Origin of the sequence: Oceanicoccus sagamiensis (genome assembly GCF_002117105.1) — a bacterium.
Taxonomy (GTDB): Bacteria; Pseudomonadota; Gammaproteobacteria; order Pseudomonadales; family Dasaniaceae; genus Oceanicoccus; species Oceanicoccus sagamiensis.
Window position 1 is genome coordinate 1974001 of record NZ_CP019343.1, and the last position, 22519, is coordinate 1996519.

The 22519-nt window shown below is 47.3% G+C and carries 25 protein-coding genes; 14 read left to right on the forward strand and 11 right to left on the reverse strand.

Annotated features, from left to right (window positions below):
• Positions 1-6: 6 nt before the first annotated feature.
• Genes BST96_RS20415 through BST96_RS09020 form a run of 3 tightly spaced genes read right to left on the reverse strand, consistent with a single transcriptional unit; the run spans position 7 to position 1558 of the window.
• Positions 7-159 carry a hypothetical protein gene (locus tag BST96_RS20415; protein WP_157117912.1) on the reverse strand — a complete coding sequence of 51 codons (153 nt, stop codon included), beginning with the start codon at positions 157-159 and terminating at the stop codon, positions 7-9.
• Entirely contained in the window at positions 126-671 is a 546-nt protein-coding gene (locus BST96_RS09015) for an NAD(P)H-binding protein (RefSeq protein ID WP_085758388.1), read from the reverse strand. The genes BST96_RS20415 and BST96_RS09015 overlap by 34 nt, the downstream gene beginning before the upstream one ends.
• Positions 668-1558 (reverse strand): DUF302 domain-containing protein, encoded by an 891-nt coding sequence (locus BST96_RS09020; RefSeq protein ID WP_085758389.1) that lies wholly within the window; start codon positions 1556-1558, stop codon positions 668-670. The genes BST96_RS09015 and BST96_RS09020 overlap by 4 nt, the downstream gene beginning before the upstream one ends.
• Positions 1559-1636: 78 nt before the next feature.
• Between BST96_RS09020 and BST96_RS09025 the strand changes: the two genes are divergently transcribed.
• Positions 1637-2023, forward strand: a complete 387-nt coding sequence (locus tag BST96_RS09025) for a DUF4345 domain-containing protein (protein WP_085758390.1) — start codon at positions 1637-1639, stop codon at positions 2021-2023.
• On the opposite strand, the gene BST96_RS09030 is transcribed toward BST96_RS09025, so the two are convergent.
• Together BST96_RS09030 and BST96_RS09035 are read right to left on the reverse strand one after the other, a co-directional pair.
• Positions 1998-2435 carry a hypothetical protein gene (locus BST96_RS09030; RefSeq protein ID WP_157117913.1) on the reverse strand — a complete coding sequence of 146 codons (438 nt, stop codon included), beginning with the start codon at positions 2433-2435 and terminating at the stop codon, positions 1998-2000. The genes BST96_RS09025 and BST96_RS09030 overlap by 26 nt on opposite strands.
• 21 nt (positions 2436-2456) lie before the next feature.
• On the reverse strand, positions 2457-3020 hold the full coding sequence (locus tag BST96_RS09035; protein ID WP_085758392.1) for a hypothetical protein: 564 nt from the start codon (positions 3018-3020) through the stop codon (positions 2457-2459).
• 148 nt (positions 3021-3168) lie between these two features.
• Between BST96_RS09035 and BST96_RS09040 the strand changes: the two genes are divergently transcribed.
• Positions 3169-5364 carry a cation:dicarboxylate symporter family transporter gene (locus tag BST96_RS09040; RefSeq protein WP_085758393.1) on the forward strand — a complete coding sequence of 732 codons (2196 nt, stop codon included), beginning with the start codon at positions 3169-3171 and terminating at the stop codon, positions 5362-5364.
• Positions 5365-5379: 15 nt separating this feature from the next.
• Here the strand turns inward: BST96_RS09040 and BST96_RS09045 are convergent, their stop codons facing one another.
• Together BST96_RS09045 and BST96_RS09050 are read right to left on the reverse strand one after the other, a co-directional pair.
• Positions 5380-6180, reverse strand: a complete 801-nt coding sequence (locus tag BST96_RS09045) for a DUF924 family protein (RefSeq protein ID WP_085758394.1) — start codon at positions 6178-6180, stop codon at positions 5380-5382.
• Between the two features lie 47 nt (positions 6181-6227).
• Positions 6228-7673: a DUF3360 family protein gene (locus tag BST96_RS09050; RefSeq protein ID WP_085758395.1), complete on the reverse strand. Its 1446-nt coding sequence runs from the start codon at positions 7671-7673 to the stop codon at positions 6228-6230.
• 146 nt (positions 7674-7819) lie between these two features.
• Between BST96_RS09050 and BST96_RS09055 the strand changes: the two genes are divergently transcribed.
• The 7 genes from BST96_RS09055 to BST96_RS09085 all read left to right on the forward strand — a co-directional run bounded on the left by BST96_RS09055 (position 7820) and on the right by BST96_RS09085 (position 15330).
• The gene (locus tag BST96_RS09055; protein ID WP_085758396.1) at positions 7820-8329 is read left to right on the forward strand and encodes a nuclear transport factor 2 family protein; all 510 of its coding nucleotides are present in this window, start codon (positions 7820-7822) and stop codon (positions 8327-8329) included.
• Positions 8330-8416: 87 nt separating this feature from the next.
• The gene (locus BST96_RS09060) at positions 8417-9433 is read left to right on the forward strand and encodes an LLM class F420-dependent oxidoreductase (RefSeq protein WP_085758397.1); all 1017 of its coding nucleotides are present in this window, start codon (positions 8417-8419) and stop codon (positions 9431-9433) included.
• Positions 9433-10950 carry a hypothetical protein gene (locus tag BST96_RS09065; RefSeq protein ID WP_085758398.1) on the forward strand — a complete coding sequence of 506 codons (1518 nt, stop codon included), beginning with the start codon at positions 9433-9435 and terminating at the stop codon, positions 10948-10950. Before BST96_RS09060 ends, BST96_RS09065 begins: the two co-directional genes overlap by 1 nt.
• Complete coding sequence (locus tag BST96_RS09070; RefSeq protein WP_085758399.1) at positions 10947-12557, forward strand: AMP-binding protein; 1611 nt, start codon at positions 10947-10949, stop codon at positions 12555-12557. Before BST96_RS09065 ends, BST96_RS09070 begins: the two co-directional genes overlap by 4 nt.
• Before the next feature lie 225 nt (positions 12558-12782).
• Positions 12783-14129: a hypothetical protein gene (locus tag BST96_RS09075; protein WP_085758400.1), complete on the forward strand. Its 1347-nt coding sequence runs from the start codon at positions 12783-12785 to the stop codon at positions 14127-14129.
• Complete coding sequence (locus tag BST96_RS09080) at positions 14130-14570, forward strand: type 2 periplasmic-binding domain-containing protein (protein ID WP_085758401.1); 441 nt, start codon at positions 14130-14132, stop codon at positions 14568-14570.
• Positions 14571-14625: 55 nt separating this feature from the next.
• Positions 14626-15330, forward strand: coding sequence for a class I SAM-dependent methyltransferase (locus BST96_RS09085; protein WP_085758402.1), 705 nt, complete (start codon positions 14626-14628; stop codon positions 15328-15330).
• 3 nt (positions 15331-15333) lie between these two features.
• Here BST96_RS09085 and BST96_RS09090 read toward each other — a convergent pair whose 3' ends face one another.
• Positions 15334-16026 (reverse strand): 16S rRNA pseudouridine(516) synthase, encoded by a 693-nt coding sequence (locus BST96_RS09090; protein ID WP_085758403.1) that lies wholly within the window; start codon positions 16024-16026, stop codon positions 15334-15336.
• Positions 16027-16044: 18 nt separating this feature from the next.
• Positions 16045-16911, reverse strand: a complete 867-nt coding sequence (locus BST96_RS09095; protein WP_157117914.1) for a substrate-binding periplasmic protein — start codon at positions 16909-16911, stop codon at positions 16045-16047.
• A 173-nt stretch (positions 16912-17084) separates the two neighbouring features.
• On the opposite strand from BST96_RS09095, the gene BST96_RS09100 reads away from it, so the two are divergent.
• Positions 17085-17951: a sugar phosphate isomerase/epimerase family protein gene (locus tag BST96_RS09100; RefSeq protein ID WP_085758405.1), complete on the forward strand. Its 867-nt coding sequence runs from the start codon at positions 17085-17087 to the stop codon at positions 17949-17951.
• Between the two features lie 8 nt (positions 17952-17959).
• Here the strand turns inward: BST96_RS09100 and BST96_RS09105 are convergent, their stop codons facing one another.
• A complete protein-coding gene (locus BST96_RS09105; RefSeq protein WP_085758406.1) occupies positions 17960-18286 on the reverse strand; it encodes a hypothetical protein in 327 nt (108 codons plus the stop codon).
• Positions 18287-18791: 505 nt separating this feature from the next.
• Between BST96_RS09105 and BST96_RS09110 the strand changes: the two genes are divergently transcribed.
• From BST96_RS09110 to surE, 4 genes are all read left to right on the forward strand, one after another.
• Positions 18792-19577 (forward strand): hypothetical protein, encoded by a 786-nt coding sequence (locus BST96_RS09110; RefSeq protein WP_085758407.1) that lies wholly within the window; start codon positions 18792-18794, stop codon positions 19575-19577.
• A 44-nt stretch (positions 19578-19621) separates the two neighbouring features.
• Complete coding sequence (locus BST96_RS09115; RefSeq protein WP_085758408.1) at positions 19622-19924, forward strand: helix-turn-helix transcriptional regulator; 303 nt, start codon at positions 19622-19624, stop codon at positions 19922-19924.
• A gap of 173 nt (positions 19925-20097) precedes the next feature.
• Positions 20098-20625 (forward strand): hypothetical protein, encoded by a 528-nt coding sequence (locus BST96_RS09120; RefSeq protein WP_085758409.1) that lies wholly within the window; start codon positions 20098-20100, stop codon positions 20623-20625.
• A gap of 24 nt (positions 20626-20649) precedes the next feature.
• A complete protein-coding gene (surE, locus tag BST96_RS09125) occupies positions 20650-21594 on the forward strand; it encodes a 5'/3'-nucleotidase SurE (protein WP_085758410.1) in 945 nt (314 codons plus the stop codon).
• Positions 21595-21795: 201 nt separating this feature from the next.
• Here the strand turns inward: surE and BST96_RS09130 are convergent, their stop codons facing one another.
• A complete protein-coding gene (locus tag BST96_RS09130) occupies positions 21796-22353 on the reverse strand; it encodes a DUF4136 domain-containing protein (RefSeq protein ID WP_085758411.1) in 558 nt (185 codons plus the stop codon).
• Positions 22354-22519 lie beyond the last annotated feature (166 nt).

A 22519-nucleotide genomic window follows, 5' to 3' on the forward strand; every position in this document is an offset into this window, starting at 1 on the left:
TAGCGCTTAGCCCTGTTGCAAACTATCGCTTTCAAAAATTTGCAGGCCATCATTGCCATCGCGTTCGGTTGTTCTGTGATAAATAGCCTGCGCCAGTCTATCGATGTTAATCGGCTGATATTGTCTTAAGCCCAGAAAAAAACAGGCGTCAGTAACCATGACAGCCAGCTGGCTAGCGTTTCTTTTAAACGAAACTCATCACGCTGCCCCTCTAATAATGAAGGGCGGAATATCGACAGGCTTGAAAACTGTTCGGCCATAAGGGCGGCTTCGGCTTCGCCCTTAACCTGACTATAAAAGCTGATGGATGAGGGATTGGCACCGATCGCGCTTACCAGACTAAAGTGCCTAACCCCACAGCGTTTAGCATATTTGGCGGCCTCGACAATATAGTCATAATCAACAGTCCGAAAAGCCTGTTTGCTGCCCGCTGTTTTAAGGGTCGTGCCAAGACAGCAATAGGCATCGCCATGTTGTAATCCTGCTTGAGTTTCAAACTCGTTGAGTGTGTCAAAACCTATTTCAATCCACTGCAATTTATTCGATGTAAAGGGCGCGGGTTTGCGGGCAATGACAATCACCTGTTGGTAGTGGCTGTCGTCAAGGCATAAATCCAATAGCTTTCGCCCAACTGCGCCAGTGGCGCCAAAAATAATCGCTTGTTTGCTCATGGCTGTGCTAATGCCTCACTAAAGACGCTGTTTAAGCGAAAGTTAATCACCCGTAGAGCAATAGACGTATTAACCCCCTGACGCTCTGCCATCGCTACCAAATCATTAAAGCTAAGATAGACTTGCCCCTGTTTATCTTGCCAGAGCAAAAATTTCTGGCAAAAAGCGTCCAGCCCTAAAGTCGGGGCTGCGCTCATGGCTTTGGCGCCGGGAGCTGGCCCGCCAAATAATACTAAGGTATTGGGCAAGAGATCTATACCCAGTTCAGCGGCTTGCTGTTGAAAGTCAACCTCGCCAAAACTGACTGTATCATCCTGTGAGTTAATAGCTGCTGCGATTTTTTTTAGCGAGGTATCAAAATCAAAGGGGCTTTTAATCGTGATAATCCCATCGCTTGGCATTGTTGCGGATGGAAAGTCAGTGATGAGGGATTTGGGGATATCCACTAATAAAGCATCGACCATATGTTGATAAGCAGCCGCTAAATAAGCTGGGTCGTTGATGCCATAACGTGAAGCAATATACTGAAAGCGGTTATAGATAAGCTTGCTCTCACCACCGGACTTTTCTTCATAGGCCAAAATTCGCAAGGGCATATCAATGGCGGCCAACGGGTTTTGTTGAATAATGGCGGTATCCAGTTTGGGGTTTGAAACAATAAGCACTCTGGCAGGGGGCATCGTTGAGCCCGCTTGATAGCCCAGCCTGGAGTGATCGATATCTATCACCTTACGCCAATCCGAATGCTTCGCCAGATTAGACTCAAGTTGCTGGAATAGCGCGTCAGAACCCGCATAGCGTTGGTCGGTGATGGGCTCAGGGTCAGAGCAGCCAGTGCTTAATAACACAGTGACGACCCCGGTAAACCAATAGGCTTTAATATTCATAGGCTAACTACTTGCATAAAATAACAGGCACTGCTTTTATAAAAGCGTAGTATAAAATTATTGCCAGTGGAGAAATCAATGAAAAAGGAACGTATTTTTTTATTTCTCGCGACATTAGGCCTGCTGCCTATTGCTCTGTCCTATGGTGCATCACCGCAAACCAGTATGGACTATCTATTTGCTATCGATGCCAGCAGTGTTAATTCAACCCATATTTTCAGGGCGGTAATGGGCTTATATTTAGCGCTGGCCTTATTTTGGTTTATCGGTGCCCAGCGAGAGGCTTTAACCTTGCCAGCATTATGGAGTTTGACCGTCTTTATGCTGGGGCTTGCCGCAGGCCGAGTGCTAAGCCTTATTATCGATGGCATGCCGCATCCTCTATTAATGGTGTATTTACTGTTAGAGATTGGCTTTGGTGTTGTGGGCTATATATTGATTAGTCGTTATCAGCAAAGCGAATAAAAGCTGCTTCCTGTCCTAACTGTTTGGCATCTTTTACCGCGCTGGCTAATAGGCGCTCTATAGTTGGCACCCCAGCCGCTGGGGCGGTGCCGCTATGTTTGGCTTCAAAGACATAGCCGCTGACTTCTTTGCCCGCAGCATCTTTACCGATGGCCTTTCTGGCAAAGAGTGTAACGGTATCTTTATCCACACCCCACTGAACTTTTCCGCTATAGCCCAGCTCCGGGGGCGGTAGTTTTTGCAATGTGCTTTGATCAAGCTCGGCCTTCATAGCCGCCAATAAAATACGCTCAGCAATTTTGTCCGACAGGATATAAATACTTTGATTGCCACCGTCCATCGAAGTGATAGTGCCACTACAGCCAAGCAGACATAGGGTGAGGGCGAAAAAAATATGTTTGATCAGCGTCATAGGCGTCTCGTTATTTCAGGTTTATTCACACAGGGCACGCATTTGAATTAAGGCTTGGTCAATCTCGCTATCGCTCTTTGCGCTATGGACTTTTTCAATCGCCTTATTACAGGCTTGTGCCATAGACTGCTGGCTGGCTTTGATAGCGTCTGACTGCAAGGCCGCATGGTCAGGTGACTGGCAGTATACCGCTGATACCGGGCGTAAATTAATATGTTGCTGATTCTTCTCCCAGGCAACACATTGGCCCACAGCCAGACCGGCTTGGGGTATAGCAATCTCTTTACTGCTATTGCCCTTAAAGGTCACCGTATAAAGAAAGACGCGGCGGTCTCCTTCGGCAATGGATGTGATCGCAAAAGCTGCAGCGGCACCATGAAAGGCCCAGGCGGTGTTGTCACCGATAGCAATGCCTGCCAGGCCGCCCAATACAGTATTTCTCGCGATGGCTGATTGCTCGGTAGTGACTTCAATAGCACTGATATGACCGTAATCAATGATGGCCGGTGTTTCTTTGGCTGCTAGTGTGGGTGCCACCAATAAAAACAGGCCAAATTGCGTTAGTGTGCTAAGCGTTTTCACCATGTCGGCAACACCTTTATTATTGTCTAAGGTTATGACGATACGCTAATGTTGGCTGAAATCAAATCACTTTTACGCTTGGGCAGGCTATGGAAAAACCACCAAGCCGACGTATACTTACCGTAGTCCAAATAACAAAACAGGTGTTTCTATGAGCGACACGGCTCAACCCGAACCTCAAAGCATAAAAAATAAATTATTAAGCCTTAGCAGTTCCAGCCAAATGCTACTGGCGCTGGGTCTTGGCATTATCGTGGGTTTGTTTTTTGGCGAGTCGGTTGAGTGGATGGGGGTTATTGGCAAGGCCGTTATCTTGCTGATGCAAATGACTGTATACCCCTATATTGTGGTGTCGCTGGTTGGTGGTATTGGCAAGCTTAACTCGCAAAATGCCACGCTATTATTTAAAAAGGCCGGTGTGATTATGTTGGCCCTATGGGCTCTGGGTATGGTGGTGATTTTTATTATGCCCGCCTTATTTCCGGTGCTGGAATCTGCCAGTTTTTTTAGTACCAGCTCGATTGCCGAGCCGGTGCCCGTTGATTATTACAAACTGTATATTCCAGCCAACCCCTTTGAATCTATGGCCGATGGTTCGGTACCGGCCATGGTGCTGTTTTGCATTGCTATGGGGCTGGCCCTAATGGGCATGGATAATAAAGACGATATCATCTCCTTTATGGATATTCTGTCCAGTGGTCTGGCCAGGGTGACTCAGGGCTTATTACTGATTTTGCCCTACGGTATTTTTGCTATGTCAGCCAGTGCGGCGGGTACTATGGGAGTAGAAGAGTTTGCCAGTTTGCAAATCTATCTGATCAGCATGTTTATCCTCTGTATGGTGTTAACCTTCTGGGTGTTTCCCTGGGTGATTGCGGTATTTACCCCAGTTCCCTATGGCGATGTTGTGCGTATTAGTCGTACGGCTTTGGTCACCGCCTTTGCCACCGGCAATGTTTTTATTGTGTTGCCGGTGATTGTTGAGGAATGTAAAACCGTGCTGGCAAAACGGGCCAGCCTGTCGGGTGAGGGGTCCAGTATGATCGATATACTGGTCCCTATCGCTTATTCATTTCCCAATGTGGGCAAGCTAACGGTGATACTGTTTGTTTCCTTTGCGGGCTGGTTTGCTGGCAAACCGATAGACCCTGCTGCGATACCTTCGCTGGCGGTCAGTGGGTTTTTATCGCTGTTTGGCAGTGTCTATGTCGCCATTCCCTTTATGTTGGACCTGGTGCATTTACCCGCCGATTTATTTAACTTTTTTGTTATGTCCGGCTTTCTAACGGGTAAGGTTAGTTCGATGGTGGCGGTGATGAATTTATTTGCCCTGACCTTATTGTCGATTGCCATGTTTCAAGGGCTTAGCCGCTTTAATCCACAAAATTTTATTAAAGTGGGTGTGGGCATTGTCGGTGTATTAGCCGTAGTGATTATTTCAGGTCGCTTGGGTATGAGTTTATTAATTGACCAGGATAAATCCACCAGCGAACAAATCGCTAATATGCGCGTTGCTGAGGGTGAGACTAAAAAAGTCTCCCGCCAGTTTCCCGTATTGGGTGAAACACCCAGTCAGCCTATTGCCGGTATCAAAGCAATTAAAGAACGCGGTGTATTACGGGTAGGTTATCGGCCCAGTAATGTGCCTTTCTCCTATTATAATAATCGAGCGGAATTGGTGGGTTATGATGTGGAGTTGGCAACTGCTCTGGCCAAAGACTTAGGTGTAGAGGTAGAGTTTATCCCCTTTAAACGCGGCCGTTTTGCCGAGGGGCTTAATCATGGCTTTTTTGATATTGCCATGTCCGGTTTGATTGTCAGTGTCGATATGATGCAGGCTATTAACTATACCCGCCCTGTACTGGAGCTAACCCGATCGCTGGTGGTGGCTGATCATCGGGTCAAGGATTTTGACTCTCCCGAAGAAATTAAAGCCGCTGACAATATTACTGTGGCCTATGTTGAGGACGAAGCCCTTGTGGCCAAAGCCAAGGCCCTGCTGCCCAATGTGACCTTCGAGGCGATATCGAATTACAAGCGTTTCTTTAAACAAAAACCCGGCAGCTATGATGCCCTGTTGATTAGTGCCGAGGCGGGTTCCGCCTGGACATTATTTTATCCGGAGTATGGGGTGGCGATCTTTAACCGCAACTCAAAAGCCCCTTCAGGTTATGCCGTGGCCTGGGATAATACAGAATTGCTACGCTTTGTTGATAATTGGATCAAGTTAAAAAAGGTGGACGGTACGGTCGATAAAACCTACCGCTATTGGATACTGGGTGAAAAAGATAAAAGTCAGGAAAAGCGCTGGTCTATTATGAAAGATGTATTGGGTTGGGGCGAATAATCGCCCCATGGCTCATTACCACTTAGAGCCATCGACAAAACCGGCAGTGCCTTTCTTGGCAAGATAGGCCGCTTCCAATACCGTGTCTTTGCGGTCCTGTCGCACATTGCGATGGGGAAAACGGTTAAACATTAAAATCACCTGATAGTGCTCTACACCTTTTTGTAGGGCATTCAAAAATTCATAGCGATGCTCAGGGTGTTCGTTAATCGCTTTTAAATAGGCTAATGATTGGGATTGTGAAGTAATATTTTCATGGTGCATCAAAGGGTAAACCAGAAATAATTTTTGATAGCCGGTAAAATAATAATCACTAAAATGATTGGCCAAATTTATTTTAACGGCATCCAGCGCTAGCTGATCATTCTCATAGGCTTTTTCCGTGCCTCTAAACATATTGCGCGTCAATTGATCAAACAATAAAACATAGGCCAGATTTTCATAGGGGTTATGGTTTATATCCCAGTGAATTTCTTTGGCCAGTACTTTGTTAAAGGTGTCGAGAAATTCTTTGCGGATTTCTGCATCCACTGCTTTGCTGCCCTCTGCGCCTTTGGGGCCATGGGGAAACCACTTATCATTATATTTTCCTTTGCCACCGTTCACTTTATCCTGGTCCCATTCTTCATACCAAAACTTTAGTAGTCGCAGGGCTTCCGGGTCAGTTTTATCCAGCATGGCTTGTCGCTGCTGTGCTGTTGGCGGTATCGCGTTTGCAGTACCGCCATCAGCGTAACTTTGTGGGGCGATAGCCAGCAGTAATACCCAGCAAAACAACAGTTTGAAAATAATCTGTTTTGGATATGAATGAGCCATAGTGAGTCCTTTTAGGGTATTGGATCGTGTTGTATTTAATAGCGTGATTAAAATAATGCCGGTATTCCCGGTAGCAGGCCGACGCTGGCCATCGCACCACCACAAACGGCAAAAGTAATGATTGGAATGGTCCAGCGCTCGGCGGTGGATAGTGAATCACTGCGTTCGTTTTTACCCAAGAGTCCGCTGTTATCCAATAGCATGGTTAATGACCAGCCAAATACGGGGTTCACCAGCGCTGAGGCAAAAATCACAATGCCCGCCCCCTGTGCGGTTTGCGTATCTTTAATCATTTCCATACCCGCTTCCAATAGTGGTAAAAACACCCCGACGATCAGTGCGACTCTTAATACCGGCTCCCACATGGCAAGATCCATCGGTGCACCAAACACGGCGCACAGCACACAGAGTAGGGCGGTTAGATTAGCCCCAGCAGGGATGGGGCGCTTGGCGATTGAAGCCGGGATCATATAAGTCCCCCAGCTGGAGGCCAGATTGCCGCCGCCTAAGGTCGTACCCACAATCTGCCGAGTTGAAGCCACAGCCATGGTATCGTCGATATTCATCAGTACATCTTGGGCCTTTTTCGGGTAATTTAATTCCTGGAATACGCGGTGGCCAATAAAATCCGGGGACCACATAGCTACGGCCAGCACCGCAAAGGGCAGCACGGCGACAAAATGCGACAGCCCCGGTAAACCTAGTTGCCAGCCGCTATCTTCACCCCACCAGTAGCCTGGGCTCATATTGGGCAGCCCGGCTTCGGTGGTAAATTCAAAGGGCGCACCCATCGCCAGGGCGATAATACTGGCGACGGCGGAGCATAGCGGAATAGCCAGCCAGCGCATTTTTAGCCGCGCCAGCCAGGCATAGAGCACCACAATCAAAAAGAGCACGACAAAGCTGAGCTCAGGCATTTCAATCGTAGTGGACCACCCCTTAAAAGCATTAATCTGGCTCAGTAAACCCACACTGCCCAGATAGATCAGTAGGCCTCCTTTAACGCCATCACCCGCCATACCGACCAGCTTGGAGCCGCCGCCACTCAGGCTTAGGATTAGGCCAAAGACGCCCACCATAATACCGAAAGCCAGCGGATGACCTCCCGCCGCTACCAGTATCGGGATCATTGGGATCATTGGACCATGGGTCCCGGCAAGGTTGGCTCTGGGATTAAATAGACCCGAGACCAAAAAGGCAAACAGCAGGGCTGCAATCAGCATTTCAAAGCGGACATTTTCGACTACAAATTCCGGTGCCAGGCCTAAACTGGCGGCAAAGACCGATACCGTGGCCGACACCATGACGATTTTACCGATGGTAGCTGCCACCGCCGGCACCAGGTCCTCCCACTCAAATCGATAGTCCCGCAATGGCAGGTTAATACCCCAGCGTTTGGGGGACATCACTTCCAATTCATGCTCCAGATACTCCCTGCGGCTATTAAATTTGGCCGCTGGGCGGTGGGCTTGCTGATAAGGTGTTTCAGGCATGGATTAACCCTGTAGTATTTGGATGGCTACCAAAGATTGTAGTCTAAGGACCTGGCTTTATCGGCCTATTTATTGGCCGATGTTAACCTGTTAACTGCCAGCTTATCTCGCTACCATCTTTGCTGACTGAACAGTGGGAGAAATCGATGGAACAGCAATTACAGAGGCTTTTAGATCGTCAGGCCTGCGAAGATGTCTTGATTCGCTATGGCCGCACCCTTGATTGGTTGGATCAGGAGGGCCAAGCCAGCTGCTATTGGCAAGATGCTCAGATTGATTACGGTTTTTTTAAAGGCTCAGCTGTGGATTGGATACCGGTGGTGATGGGCTTGGAAGAAGCCTCACCACGCCGCTGGCATATGACCTCCGGTATCATTGTTGAGGTCAATGGCAATAAGGCGACAAGCGAGTGCTATGGTTTATCGATGGGCTCCAGCAAGAATGAAGAGGGCGGGTTGATCGCCACCCTGTTTGGTGGGCGTTACCTGGACGAGCTGGAGAAGCGTGATGGCCAGTGGCGACTTTCAAAGCGCACTTATATTGCTGATTGGAGCCAGAGCTTCCCCGACGGTTTAGATGCCATGGTCGATAGCGGCTTTATACTCAATATTTTGCAAATTACCCAAGCGGGGCATAAGGCATACCAGCCTTTATAGCTCCCTCAGTTAGTATGATCTTAAGCGCCAAAAAGAGCGTAGTTAATAAACTACTATCCAGTCTTAAACAATACCGCGGAGACAACTATGGCTGATTTAAAATTAGGTTTGGCCCAGGGCTATTGGGGCCGAGGCCCCCATGCAAATTTTGTAGAGATGGCGCAGGAGGCCGAGAAGCTGGGTTATGACTCCGTCTGGTCCGCTGAGTCCTGGGGCAACGATGCCTTTACACCCTTGTGCTGGATTGGCGCCCAAACAGAGAAAATCAAGCTGGGTACTGCCGTAGTACAATTATCGGCCCGCCCACCTACCGCCTGCGCCATGCATGCTCTCAGTCTCGATTTATTATCCAATGGCCGTTTTATTCTTGGCCTGGGTGTATCTGGCCCACAAGTGGTTGAAGGTTGGTATGGCCAGCCCTTCCCCAAGCCATTGGCCAGAACCCGCGAGTATATTGATATTGTGCGCCAGGTGTTTGCTCGGGAAGCACCGGTTACCAACGCAGGCCCTCATTATCCCTTACCTTATCCCGGTGATGATGGCATGGGTTTGGGCAAACCCCTTAAACCGATTGTGCATCCACTAAGAAATAAAATCCCCATCTTTATGGGGGCAGAGGGGCCAAAAAATATTGCCCTGTCTACAGAAATTGCTGATGGTTGGTTGCCCTTGTTTTATAACCCCTATGATGAAAGCGTCTATGAACAATCACTGGTTAATGCGCCGGATGATTTTCAAATTAACCAAATGGTCATCGTTAATATTACCGATGATATTGATGCGGGCTTGCATGGTGTTAAAGCCTTTTTAAGTCTTTATGTTGGCGGTATGGGTGCAAAGAATACCAACTTCCATAAAGATCTATTCTGCCGTATGGGTTATGAAGCCGAGGCGGAAAAAATTCAGCAATTATTTATGGAAAATAAACGGGATGAAGCTGCGGCGGTAATCCCCGATGAGTTAGCCGATGCTTTGTCACTGGTTGGGCCAAAAGATAGAATCAAAGATCGGCTGCAAGCCTGGCGCGAATCTAAAGTGACCACGCTATTAGTGGCCACCACGGATAAGCAGCAGTTAAGGGATGTGGCAGAACTGGTTTTATAATGGTGAGCCATTGTGTTACTGATAATACGCCGGTGTTAATAGGTGCTGGACAATATGTGCAGCGAGAGGCGACGGATAGCTCGCCGATGATGCTGGCCGCAGAAGCGGCCAAACTCGCCATCACTAATACCGGTGCTGATAATATTGCTGCGCATATTGATACGATCTGCGTTACCCGATTATTTTCCGATATGGGCCATTTATGGCCCTGCCCTTGGGGACGTAGTGATAATCCTCCTGAGTCTATTGCTCAGGCTATTGGTGCCAGCCCACACGCTCGTATCTATTCTGAAATGGGCGGCAATCAACCACAGTCACAAGTGATTGAGTTTGCCCGTGATATTGCTCAGGGCAAGCGTGAAATAGTTTTAATGACGGGAGCTGAAGCGCTAAAAAACCAGCGCCATGCCGAGCGTAATCAGCAAGAGTTGGATTGGAATGAACACTTTGATCTGCCCCTTGACGATCGTGGTATGGGTGACTCTGTCGTTACCACCCAGGAAATCAATAACGGGCTGAATAATGTGCTCTATTATTACAGCCTGATCGAGCAGGCCCAACGCCATCAGGCCGGCCGTACAGTGGCACAACATCAACAATTTATGGCGGAACTATTAGCCCCTTTTAGTCAGGTAGCGGCAAATAATCCCAGCGCACAATTCCCCGGTCAGCAGCGTGCTGAAGACATCCGTAGTGCAGACCCGATTAATTTTTTATACAGCAAACGGATGATCGCTCAGGATAGCGTTAACCAGTCGGCGGGGTTAATTTTATGCAGCGTGGCAAAAGCCAGAGAGATGGGTGTTGCCGAATCCCAGTTTGTTTATCTACATGGTATGGCAGAAGGTACCGAACTACCGGTTAGCCAACGCCCTGATCCTGCGATCTCTCCCATAGCTAATAAGGTTGTTGATAAAGCCTTGGCGATAGCTCAACAGACTATTGCCGATATCGACCTTATCGATATTTACAGTTGTTTCCCCTGTGCCGTGACCGCGATTACTAATCATCTGGGCCTGCCCACTGATGGTAGTAAAGCATTAACCTTAACGGGAGGTCTGCCTTATTTTGGCGGCCCCGGCAATAACTACAGTATGCATGCTTTGGTGGAAGCGGTTTTACAATTGCGGCAACAGCCGCAAAGTTATGCCTTAGTGACCTGCAATGGCGGTGTGCTGTCAAAACATGCCAGTGGTATTTATTCCTGCCGTCCCAGTGCGGTGGATTGGTCTGCGACAGAAACGTCTATTGAAAATAATCTACCCCGTTGTGAGATTAACAGCGAGCCCAGTCAGGGCAATATTGTCAGTTACTCCGTCGACTTTGATCGCAAGGGTAATGCCAAAGCGATTATTTTAGCCGAGACGCAGGCGGGTGAGCGCTTTGTAGCCTGCACCGCAAAAGACGATCAGGATACGGCTATGGCTTTATTGCAGAGTGAAGCAACGGGTAAGCAAGTCATCATTAATAGTGCCGACAATGGGCGGCTGAACTTTATCTTGGAGCACTCAGCATGAGTTGGAATTATAGTGAAGCGATTGACCGAATCGGTCAGGGGCCACTGGCTGATCGCCCGGCATTGATTCACGAAAACACGGCGATCAGTTTTGCGCAGTTAAGGCAAAGGGCCAGAGGGATTGCGGCGTGGTTACAACAGTTGCCGCTGCAACGGCATAGCCATATTGGCCACTATATGCGTAATTCTAACGCCTATCTTGAAACCTTTTTTGGCAGCAGCTTAATAGGCTGTGCCCATGTTAATGTTAACTACCGCTATCAAAATAGAGAATTAGAAGAGCTGTGTAATACGCTGGATATTGAAGTGCTGGTTTACGATGCAGAATTTGCCGACCGGGTTGCAGCGATTAAGCCGCAACTGGAAAAAACCATTGCTTTTATTGAAGTAACAACCACCGTACCCATTAACGATTTTGCTACCGCCATACACGAACTCTACGATTATCCTACAGCAGACTTGCAAAAAAATACCGCTGGCGATAATCAGATTTTAATTGCCACTGGAGGCACTACCGGTTTGCCCAAAGGTACACAGTGGTTGCAGCAGGACCTCTGGCAAAAAATGAATGTCTGCAGTAATTTTGGCATGCTGCCGGTTAAAGAAACGCCGCAAACCTTTGATGACTATATCGGTATTATTGAAGGCTTGCCTGCCTCGCCTGCCTTATTTCCTATGTCGCCCCTAATGCATGGCACGGGTTTAATGATGGCCATTTCTTTATTGGCTCAGGGCTCGCCAGTGGTTACTACCGGCAAAGCCAAATATGACCCGGATCATTGTCTCGACTTAATGGCTGCCAATAAGGTTGGCATGATTGTCATTGTCGGTGATGCCTTTGCGCTTCCTTTATTGGCCGCTATTGAAAGTCGTAACGACAATTGTTTTGCATCGGTAGCGGTAGTGATGTCTTCAGGTGCTATTTTAAGTGATGAAAGCAGAGCGCGTTTTAAAGCTCAGCGCGATGCTATGGTGCTGTTAGATACTCTGGGCTCTTCGGAAGCCTCAGGGTTTGCCATGACCACTGAGCAGGCCGGTATTTTTATGCCTATGCCCACAACCATTGTGTTAGATGAAAATATGCAAAAAGTGGAGCCCGGCAGTGACGTAATCGGCATGGTCTACGCCGGTGGCTACTCGCCGATTGGTTATTATAATGAGCCAGAAAAAAGCGCCGAAACCTTTGTGGTCGTTGATGATAAACGCTATGTAAAAACCGGTGATCGCTGTCTGCTTAGAGCTGATGGTATGTTGGAATTGTTGGGACGTGACAGCAGTGTGATCAATACCGGCGGTGAAAAAGTCTTTACCATTGAAGTTGAGCAAGAGCTATTAAGGTATGAGGCGATTGCCGATGCTCTGGTTGTAGGCTTGCCCCATCCCCGTTTCGGGAAAATGGTGGTCGCGGTGGTAGAAGGGCCGGGTGTCACTAACGATAATATCGAGGTTGAAGCCATCCAGACTTATTTGCGTCAATCGCTGGCCGACTATAAAGTGCCGATAAAAATATATGCGATTGAATCGCTACAGCGTTTCGCCAATGGCAAAGTCGATTATGCATTTGTGACGGATTATGCGGCGAGTTGTCTGGCTCAGAAAGAAGAGTAGTATTGGCTGTTACTGTTTTTAAATCAATAGCTTAGCAGTTATTAGTGGGGCTGCTTTATAGTTGCTATCAAATGGCTTGCTATCAATGAAAATAGTATTGCTATACTCTTTATGCTGACAAGTTATACCAGCAAGCTAAAGCGTCGAGCTATAGACAAAAGTCACCGCTAACGGCAAACAATAACAATAACCCTAAAAGCGACACTCAGGACAGAAGTAATAACTATGACGTTTACCAGAATCCTCGGCTTGGCAGCGCTATTACTGCTAGCTTTATCGACGACAGCTAACGCTTATACGGATGCTGAAATTGATCGTATGTTTAATAAGCTTAAGGCTGAGAACCAGGCTTTAAGGGACGAGCTGCAACAGTTGCGCAGTCGTTCCAAACAGGCCCAGGAAAAAAAGCCCGATGAACTATCCAGTCAGCTTGTGCCCCGTTCGCAACAACAGATTAGCTCCATTAAACGCTCCCTTGATGAACAGCAAGAAACCTTTCGTATTAATGGCTTCTTAACCGCCGGTGCGACCAAGGCAGACCCCGCGGTGAGTGACCAGAATAATAGCTTTAGCGATGACGTGTCGTTTGATACTGACAGTGTGGTCGGGCTGCAAGCTACTTTTCAGATCAATAAAAAAACCGATGTGACGGTGCAGATGGTTGCCAGAGCGGCTGAAGATTGGGAAATGGAAGCGGAATGGGCTTTTTTACGGTATAAGCTCAGCGAGGATTTAAGTTTCCGGGCGGGACGTTTACGCTTACCCATCCAGCTTTTTTCCGAATCAGTAGAGGTTGGTTTTAGCTATCCCTGGGTAAGGCCCCCAAGTGAAGTTTACTCACTACCCATTAATAATTTTGAAGGCGTTGATTTTATCTATGCCCATAACTTTGGCGATTGGGCGGCGGAGTTTCAGGTTTTTGCCGGTAATGATAACGACGATATTTTTCAGACTAACGAGCTCTATGGCGCCAATGCGACTTTAAGCTCAGGCCCATGGACATTGCGCACCAGTGCCAGTTCCTTTTCTTTTGATATTGATGTCGCCTCTTTTAGCCCCATAGAACAGGTTGAATTTATCGGCGATGGTGGCAGTTATTATACCGTGGCCGGCATGTATGACGATGGCGAATGGTTATTACTGGCAGAGCTATCCACCTTTGATGCGGATGATAGTATTATTTTTCGCGATAGTGATGCTGGCTATATTACCGTTGGTAAATACTTCGGTAAGTGGATGCCGCATCTGACTGTTGCCAAATCCTATACCAAGAATGAACCGGACCCTTATACCTTATTTACTATCCCTGTTGAGGTCATTCCAAATCCGGGTGATGATCCGATTATTGTTGAAGTACCGGTTTCATCGGAAACATTGGAATTTACCGGTACGTCCTACACCCTGGGGTTGCGTTATAACATCACCGAAAATACCAGTGCCAAAATGGAGTGGAGCCACTATACCCAGTTTGATGACACTGGCGGCATTTGGACCAATTTAAGATTTGCAGAAGCGGCCAAAGGAATCGATGAAGTTGATATCTATTCGCTAGTTATCGATGTTGTCTTTTAAATGATGGCTATTAACGAACGAAATAAAATAGCGGCCACACTGTTAGCCATATTATGGCTAATAGCACCACGGCTGCACGCAGACATAGCGGTTGTTGTTCATCCTGATGCGAAGATTGAAACTATCTCACCCGCCTATGTGGTGAATATTTTTCTGGGTAAAGTCAAAACGCTTCCTAACGGCCAAATTGTTATTCCTATTGATCAAAGCCGAGAGAGTGAAGCCCGGCTGACTTTTTATAAAAAGTTGGCTAATAAAAACCAGAACCAACTCAATGCTTACTGGGCAAGGCAGGTATTTACCGGTAAGGGTCAGCCGCCGAGTCAGGTGGCCAATAGTGAGTCGATAAAATTATTAATCAGTGATAACCCCAGTATGATTGGCTATATGGATAGCAAAACCCTGGATTCGTCAGTCAAAGCCATCTTGCTGATTCCTTAATCTATCTGATCCTGTTAAGCGTATAAACCGAACAGTCTTATACAGGACAAGAGCGATGCTTAGAACAACCACCCTACTGATCACCTTACTACTGCTTCCATCTGCTTTTGCCGAGCAACATACTACTCGCTATCAAACCGTTGACCCAAGCCGGGATGGGATCGGCAAAGTCTATATGGACCGGGAAATTGCCCATGTTATGGGGCATTTAGGCGCTGGCTGGCTTGAGCGACCTAAACGTGTTGCCGAGGAAAGAACCGATTTACTGATCAGCAATATGGACCTTAAGCCAGATGATGTTGTCGTTGATCTGGGGGCGGGAACCGGTTTTTTTAGCTTTCCAATAGCCAGGCGCCTAACGCAGGGTCAGGTGATTGCCGTCGATATCCAACCGGAAATGTTGGCGATTATAGAAAGTCGTAAACAGCAGCTGGGTATTGATAATGTGACGACTGTGCAGGCGAGTGAGAAAAACCCTAACTTAAAACCAGCCAGTGTTGATAGTGTGTTGATGGTCGATGCCTACCATGAATTTTCTTATCCCTATGAAGTGATGTCCGCTATTGTTAAGGCGCTCAAGCCGGGTGGTCGAGTGATTTTGGTAGAATACCGAGGGGAAGACCCCCGTGTGCCAATTAAGCTACTACATAAAATGACTGAACAACAAGCCCGCAAAGAAATGGCGGCGGTAGGTTTAAGCTTTGTAAAAACCGATAGTTATTTACCGCAGCAGCATGTGCTTATTTTTAGTAAGCAATAATCGTTAATTGACGGAGTTAATTTCCTGTTGAGTAAGGGGGCGGTATTGCCCCGGCTTTAAATTAGGGTCAAGGACAATCTTATCCATACGCTCCCGGTGCAGCGCTGTTACTTTATTATCAAAAAAGCCAAACATCCGCTTGACCTGATGGTAGCGCCCTTCATAGATAGTTAGCCGTGCCTTATGGTTGGCAAGAATATCCAGCTGGGCAGGGTGGGTGGTAATATTCTCCCGTGAAAAATAAACGCCCTGCTCAAATTTCTCACGATATTGCTCGCTAATCTTCTGTTCAGTTTCCACATAATAGACTTTAGGTTTTCTCTCGGCGGCGGCGGATATTCGCTGTGACCACTTTCCGTCATTAGTCAGCAGCATTAACCCCGTGGTATTAAAGTCCAGTCGGCCACCAATATGCAGTTGTTGTTTATAGGGTGTGTCAATCAGGTCGAGCACGGTGGGGTGTTGATCGTCTTTCGTGGCGCTTAGGCAACCCATGGGTTTATGCAGCATTAAATAATAGGCTTGCTGGTCTTGCAGGACTTTATCGTCCAGTTCAATTTTTGTAAATGGGGTAATTTGAAATCGTCCGTTATCGATAATCTCACCGTCCGCTTTGATTAAGCATTTGGCCATTAATCGCCGAACTTGTTTTTGATTATAGGGGCTGTTGTTTCTAACAAATCTATCGATGCGCATAGAGTACTGTTGCTTTATTTATGGCTTATCGCGGGTTTCACAGTCTGGCTGGTTATTCCAGTTCAGGAAATAGGTTTTGTTCATATATTCGACATAACCAATTTGGCGGTATTGTTCCAATGTTGCGATAACCTTGTCAAATAAGTGGCTGTTTTTATGATCGGTGCGGTGCCAGAAATACAGATTGCGAGACAGATTATCGATGGGGCTAAACTCCATTTGGGTATTTTTTTTCATTTCTCTGGCGATGGAGTTATAGCGATATTTGCCACCGATAATATAATCGATATCACCCTCGATTAGCATATTGATTGCTTCTTTGGTTTCTAGCTTATCGATAATATTCGTATTGTCAAAGATATCCTTTGGTAAACCGGTGGCCGTTATAAATGACTTAAGTACAGTCGGCATGCCAATGGTTTTATCCTTAGTCTGCTTGATGGTACTGACTTTAATATTGTTCTTTTTTAAACTAAAGAGTCCACCTTCGATAATCGTGGCGGGTATGGGGTTATGGCTTAACAGACTTTTATCGATGGTATAGATGTTCATGTTATTGCCATAAAAAATATCGAGGTCACCAGCTATCAGTCGTCGGCCTTTTACCTGCCACTGGTTTGAAAAGGGCGGCAGCGGTTGCTCGATAATTAATTCAGCATTGTGCTCTTTAAAGGCCTTTTTCAAAATATGCGCACTGGAACCGGTTAATTGGCCAGTACATGCATCAACCCAGGCGAAGGGGGGAGAGGTTAAGGTAGCAAAGCCATGTAAGCTAACGGTGGTGGGTTTGTTGGCGCTGGCATGCAGTGGGGCTACCGCCACGATAAGGCTTGCGACTATAAGATATAGCGTGTTCGTTAGTCGCTGTAGGCTATGGGTATACATAGTTTTAATATCTTAATGTCAGGGCTCACCAATAATCACTACCTGGCGCATAATCAGACGGATTATAGCCAATTCAAGTTGCCACTGGCCGGTCTTTTATCGTAGATTAGTCTGGATAAATAACTATTACAATATTTGGCTCGAATATAAGAAGCCACTATCCGGGGTTAAGTATGACGGTAGATCAGCAACGCTTGTGGGGTGAATTATCCCTTTGTTGGGGTAGTATGGATGGGGTCGATTTTAGCACCTTCCTCGCCAGTGCCGCAGAAGCCGGTTTTAAGGTTGTCACGCTCAATAATGCGCTCTATTTACAGGCAAAGTCATCAGGCCTATCTGACCAGGAGATTACGCAAAGCCTTCGCGATCATGGTCTTAGTGTTAGTAATATTGATCCATTGTTTAATTGGTTGCCGAGTGCGGTAGAGCTTCCCGGAGACGACCCCATTAGTATTTGTACCCGGGTGAGTCTTGAAGAGGTGATGCATTTGGCTCATGTTGCCGGTTCTGATTTGCTCAATGCCCCCATCGGTTTAGCCTCACCCAATTCAGAACAGGAAATCGTCGATGGTTTTGGCGCCTTGTGTGAACGTGCCGAGCAAGAGGATTTACGGGTCTGTCTGGAGTTTATGCCTTTTAATCAGGTTTCAAATCTTGAGACCGCGGCACGTATTGTGAAGCAGGCAGGCTGTAAAAACGGTGGTATTATGTTTGACTGCTGGCACCATCATCGTGGGGGGGGTACAGCGGAGCAGATTCTTTCTGTAGCAGGGGAGCATTTTTTTGCTGTGCAGTTAGATGATGCTCTGGTACAGCCCATGGACGATATTATGGATGAAACCCTTAACCATCGTTTGCTACCCGGAGAGGGTTGTATTGATGTGCTGCAAATGGTGCGCAACTTTAATGCGGTGGGTGCGGAGGTGGTTTACGATATTGAAGTTTTTAAAGACTCAATGAGATCACTCAGCCCGTTGGAAAGGGCGCGTCAAATGTTTCATTCAACGCATGCCATTGTCTCGCAGGCGAATGCCAGCTAAATCAGGCTCTACCCTTTATCTGTATCTGTATCTGTATCTGCATCTTCACCCTCTTTGGGTGTGGCTACTTCTATCGGCATAAAAAACATTTGGCATACGGTCATCAAGATAATAGAAGAGCCAATCACCAGATACTGTTCAATAGTGCTTTCTTCAGTATAGAGATAGCCAATCAAAAACCAAATGGAAGCAGGCAATAACGCGATCAGGTAATTTTTCCAGCTGACGGTTAGTTCCGTTTCACATGCTTTACATGGAATGGATATTAATGGGCTTAAGGTCGCTTTGTGCCAGCCCAGGTTTGAATCTTCGTTGCATGCAGGACAATTATTCATATATTTTTCTACGCTTAAACAGTGCCGATCACAGGCGTAACATAAAAGTTTTTCAGGCCTGTCACTGGTGAATGATGGTTGATAGCTGCAGCGGATAAAATAGAAAAAGTACGGTAATGGTAGTTATCCATGACTGAAGTAATTATCGCTATTATTAACTGCCCAAGACCCTGATTGTTACATCCCCAATTGCCAGTCGTCAAACCGGCGTTGTATAGTTTTTCGTCACTTTTAGCCAGATTGTGCAAAGTAACAAAATATTGTCCCATCCAGCGTTTGTTTCTAAGGATAGTTAAGATTTGCTAAGGGATTATCCCGGAATGTGCACATATAAGCGGAGTGGAAGTAGCAGGCTACCCGTTAATGCAGCGTTATCTTAATGTTGCCAGAAAAGAGGGCGATGCCGAAATTGATAGCGATATAAAAGTCGCGTAAGACCTGTACTCAATGGCTGTTATCAGTTGCTAATATGGCCAGCTTAAATGATTTGCGTTAACCTTGGGCCATGAACCCTACCTCTGTTATTGCCGCGTCCTCAGTGATGCTGGCCATCTTATTAGTCACTGCAATCTATAATGTTAAAGGCGGTAACCGTTATGCTAATCGTGTTTTAGCCTTATTTGTTGCGATCTCTGCTCTATACCTTGCTTCACTGGTACCTTTGCATTCGGCATTGATGAGTGACTATCCGATGATTAGAGTGACCAATAGCCTGGTCTTTTTATTTGGGCCGCTGCTCTATAGCTATGTTAAAGCGATGACTATTCCCGGTTTCAAGCTGGGCCGGGCAGACCTGGTGCATATAGTGCCTTTTGTCCTGCTAGTGTTTATTGGCCTTTCAGCCTTTTGGCTGCCGGAGATGGTAACGACCAACGTTAGCCCACCAACACGGAAACCTGAAGTCTCTATCAGGGACTCCATTGGTATTGTTTATTATGCCTTGCTAACACTTTATGGTTATCTCTCCGTCAGGTGTTTGCAGCAACACCGGGCCTCGATTCAAACTGAGTTCTCCAACCTTGAGGGCATTAGCCTGCGTTGGCTTTATATCCTGGTGATGATTACAGTGGCTATCGCTTCCCTGGGCTTGCTGATTGCTCTGGCCCGGGCCTTCACGGATATTCAGTTCTGGCCACGGGGTATTTATTCAATGACCCTGATGATTTCGATTTATTACCTGATTGCTTTTATGGGGATCACCCAGCCGCAAATTTTCGGTGCCACCGTTGCAGAGGCTCCAGCCGCCGCCAAGAGCGACAAACCACCCCCCAGTATCAAACCAGTAGCCTGACCGAACAGGAGGCCAACCAATATTGGCAGAGCATCGGCCGCTATATGGAAGAGCAACAGCCCTACCTGGAAAATGAATTACGTATTGCGGACCTGGCCGATGGTCTCGGTATCGCCAGTAATCACCTCAGCCAAATCCTTAATCAGCAGTCCGGCCAGAACTTCTATGAGTTTGTTAACGGCTATCGGGTTGCTGAGGCGCAGCGGCTATTGGATGCCCCGGATTTAACTCACCTGACGATGGTGCAGGTTGCCATGGAAGCGGGCTTTAACTCTCAATCAGCTTTTTATAAGCATTTTAAAAATACAGTGGGTGTAACGCCCGCCCAGTACCGCCGTCAGCTGTAAGTTCTTACGCAGTCTGGAAACAGGCCTTCAGCGTCCCTCCTGATTGCTAAATCAGGAGCTATTGTGCTTATTTTGATACTTTTTCTCTCTCGTTTTATAAAGCGGGAGGCTTCTGCATGCCTCGGACAGTAGATTGTGACCCTCAACCAGAATAATAAAGAGGAGAACATTCTATGAAGAAAGCTTTAGTAGCACTTTCGGCCGCAGGTCTATTGGTGCCACAGGCCAATGCTGCCCAGTACACTCTGGATAGCTGGTCTACCGCCAATATTATTGCCGCTCCCTTCTCCCATAACGAAGGGGCAGGGTTGTTGTCGGGGGACACCCGGCTGACGGGTTATATCAGCCTCAGCAGCGATACATTTTTGGGTATCGAGTACTCAGCGTACTGGGATATTGATCTGATCTCGGCAACGATTACCGCTACGGATGTCAGCTGCGCAAGGTCGACATCTGCCATAGCAGCCGGTGCGTCAGGCAGTAGCTGTAGTAGGGATGGGGTGGATTTCTTTGCCGAGGGCAGTACCACCGCTATCCGTATTTCGGTAGACCAGCTAAACCGGCAAACCTTATTGAGTTGGCAGACCACCGACTCGCTGTTTTCCCAGTACGACTTTCGGGTCTCTCAGGTGCCCGTTCCTGCCGCCGCCTGGCTATTCAGCTCCGCCCTGTTGGGTTTAGTGGGCTTAAAACGACAGTAATCAATCAATGAGAAAGGTATTATTATGAACACAAGCAATGTTTTTTCGACTGTTTTAATCGCCGCCGCACTGGCTCAACCGGCCAGCGCTTTGGACATATTACTCACCAATGATGATGGCTATGACTCTACGGGGGTGAATGCCCTCTATGACAGCCTGGTCGCTGCTGGTCACCATGTCACTCTGGTTGCTCCCATGACCAACCAATCCGGCAAGAGTATGTCCTTCAACTCAGGCTTTGGTGCAGAGGTAGCGTTTCAGCAATTAGCTGACCCCAATCAGTATTTTCTAGAGGGTACTCCGGTGGATACCATCAATGCAGCCACCAGTGTCTTGCTGGCTGATAATCTGCCAGATCTTGTGATCTCTGGCGCAAACCACGGCCAGAATGTTGGCCCGATTAGCAATAGCTCCGGTACTGTGGGTGCGGCGTTGCGGGCCTTGCAGATGAATATCCCGGCGATTGCTGTCAGTGTGGGGCTGGGTGGCCAGCCTGAGCACTATCAGGCTGCGGCAGAGTTTTTAGTGACCGTGATTGACCAGCTGACGGTAGATGAAGCAGCGGTATTACCTTGGTGGTGCTCTTATGTGCCTACGCATCTATTATGTTCAACGGCAGCGGGTACCATCAACTTACCGAGCAGAACCGGCTTGAATATTAACTACCCGTCGCTGTCGGTGGAGGATATTGCTGGGGTCGCTTATACCCGAGTCAGTACCTATAGCTCGATTGGTTTTACCTTTAGAGGAGATCCAGCGTCGGGCACACTACAAACAGGTATCACTTTTGGTGCTGCAACACCTACTGAGACCGAAGAGTATGAGGATACAAGGATGCTGGAAAAAGGCTTTGTCACGATTTCACCGATCAACCCGGATTTAAATGCTGATCTTCAGGGGCAGTCGATGACTCGCTATAAGCTGGGTGATTTGATTACAGAGGATGAAATTTTCGGCCCGGCTCGATAGCAAAAGCTTCATGGGCCTGCTCAATATCCGGGTTAGAGCAGGCATTTGTGCAGGGCTGTTTTTATAGCCCTGCTTAGCCGCTGAAGTGATTGCCGGTTTGACTCTGTGTAGATTAGCCCCGCTGCGTCCACGGCATAAATCATTGCTATCGCATAGGCTAACCGTGATAGCGTCCTGGGTAGCGACCTGATGATGAGGCCCTTACTCCTCAGGTAAAGAAAAGCCGGGTATCTCGTTTACAATGGCGGCAACATAGGTACGTGTTAACGCCTCTCTTTCTTCTGTGGTTCTATCTTTGACAATAGCGCTGACCACACCTCGCCAGACCGTTTTCTTAGTGGCTGGGTCTACCAGGTCGACAATCAGCGTGCCCTCAGTATATTGCCTGACATCTACACTGGTACCGCCCGAGTAGCCGTAGGGGCGTGCGTAACCATAGTGATTATCATAACTGGTAATACGGGTCTTATCCTGAGTAACGACGTGGTAGGTGATCCAGATATCAGCCTGTCGGGATGGTGCCAGCTCGACGCCTCGAAGGTTCATTTCAGCTTCGGCCGCGCGTCTAAAGCGCTGGTCCGCCAGATCACCAACATCGATAGTATTGATGCCCGCTTCTTCTCTGGGTGGTTGGTAATAGCTTTTAATATCACTGAAGTCATATTCAGGGTTGTAATCAACGCTGACCGAAGGCGTTGAGCTACAGGCGGCTAATAGGCAAGCGAAAAATAATACAGCTATTTTCCTGGTGGTTCTCATCAGTCTATTCCTTATTGATTAAATGATCTGGGTACACAGTCTTGGTTGCTAAAGAAAAACCTGGCAACTAATACACTGCCGTAAAACGACTAAGGTATCAGGAATACGTATTATTGGTAGTATTAATTAATAAGTAGGGGGGCGCTTTGGTTAATGGTAATAAAAA